The sequence below is a fragment of the Novosphingobium sp. CCH12-A3 genome (genome assembly GCF_001556015.1).
In the GTDB taxonomy this organism is placed as follows: domain Bacteria; phylum Pseudomonadota; class Alphaproteobacteria; order Sphingomonadales; family Sphingomonadaceae; genus Novosphingobium; species Novosphingobium subterraneum.
This window is the reverse complement of sequence record NZ_LSIA01000015.1, coordinates 1-1,355: the sequence shown is the minus strand read 5'-3', so window position 1 is coordinate 1,355 and position 1,355 is coordinate 1. Positions and strand designations below refer to the sequence as shown.

The following is a 1,355-nucleotide window of genomic DNA, read 5'->3' as shown; positions in this document are numbered from 1 at the left end:
TCTCCAATTTCTCGCGATCGACGCTGCCCGTTCGACCTCTCGCGCATCTCCTTCGGTTCGAAGCGGCCCCGGATGGGCACGCTGAGCTCAGACTATGCCAGCCTCCCGACCGCGGCAAGCCCGCCGAGCGGACGCCTCGAGCCTGTCGATGTGCAACCGTGGAGGCCGCCCGCGGGTTGCTGGCGTGGCGGCATATGCCGCGCTACCGGTTCTGTGATGGACGACCTCTTCGCTTCGCAGCCCATCGCAGGCGCCACCCTGGCGCGCAGCGACATCGAGCGCCTGATCGGCAGGGGGCCGCGTACACTCATCGACTGCGACCTTGAGGAGGCGGACCTCTCTGGGCTCGATCTCACCCGCTGGCGCTTCGAACGCTGCAACCTGCGGCGCAGCGATCTTGCGGTGGCAAAGCTTGAAGGTACGGTCTGGCAAGGCTGCCGGGGACCGTTCGTCAATTTCTCGGGCGCGAACCTTAGCGAAGCCGAGTTCATCGGTGGCGACTGGAACAATTGCGCGATGCGCCGCGCGAGCCTGACCTCGGCCCGGTTCACCGGCTCCAAGCTCACCGGCGCCGACTTCACCGAGGCGCGCGCCATGCACATCCACTTCGAGGAAGTGCTGCTGGTCTCTGCCAAGCTGCCCGGCTTCTCGTTCCGCAAGGAAACCCTGCGCCGGGTCGATCTGTCCGGCGCCGATGTGCGCAAGGGCGATTTTCGCATGACCGTGTTCGAGGACTGTTCCCTGCGCGAGGCGATGGTCGCCGGATCGCGGTTCGAGGGCTCTGACTTGCGCGGCGCCGACCTCGGCGGGCTTCGCCTCGTCGATGCCGGGCTGTTTCGCGGGGCGACAATCTCGCGCGAGCAGGCCGGGCAATTGCTGGGCGAACTGGGGCTCAACGTCCGGTAGCCGCAGTGCGGGACCGCTTGCCTCAGTCCGCGGCGCGCTCGTTCTCGTCCAGCTGTTCGCTTACGCCTTCGGCAAGGCCGAGGCACAGCGCGGCTTCCTCGCGGGTGAGCATGATCTCTTCAGCACCGAACACGGCAAGCTTCGTGCGCAGGACCTGCGCCATCGCGCGCGCCACCTGCAGGGCGCTTGGCATTTGCTGTGGTTCAGCCATGGGCCGGGATCCTTTCCCTTGGGCGGCTCTGCCTGCGGCAGCGGGGCCGGACAAGTTGAGCTGGAAGGACGAGCATACCGGTTTTGTCGGGATGTGGCGAGGTGGAGAGGGGAAGGGGGGCACCCCGGAGCCCGCGCCCCGCGCGGGCCCCGCGGCGACCCGCTCTACTCGCTAGGGCGGAGCGTCGGCGCTGTCGCGCCGCCGCCCACCCAAGCTCGCCGGCATGGATGCCGGCCCT

2 protein-coding genes are annotated in these 1,355 nt (G+C 68.3%); one reads left to right on the top strand and one right to left on the bottom strand.

From position 1 onward, the window contains the following. Positions 1-216 precede the first annotated feature (216 nt). Complete coding sequence (locus AX703_RS00730) at positions 217-906, top strand: pentapeptide repeat-containing protein (RefSeq protein ID WP_062341902.1); 690 nt, start codon at positions 217-219, stop codon at positions 904-906. 22 nt (positions 907-928) lie between these two features. Here AX703_RS00730 and AX703_RS27120 read toward each other — a convergent pair whose 3' ends face one another. Further along, complete coding sequence (locus AX703_RS27120; protein WP_062341899.1) at positions 929-1,117, bottom strand: hypothetical protein; 189 nt, start codon at positions 1,115-1,117, stop codon at positions 929-931. Positions 1,118-1,355: the final 238 nt, after the last annotated feature.

What these genes read in the sequence shown, in the direction of transcription:
- AX703_RS27120 (WP_062341899.1), bottom strand. Translation starts at nt 1,117, where the DNA reads ATGGCTGAACCACAGCAAATGCCAAGCGCCCTGCAGGTGGCGCGCGCG.
- AX703_RS00730 (WP_062341902.1), top strand. Translation starts at nt 217, where the DNA reads ATGGACGACCTCTTCGCTTCGCAGCCCATCGCAGGCGCCACCCTGGCG.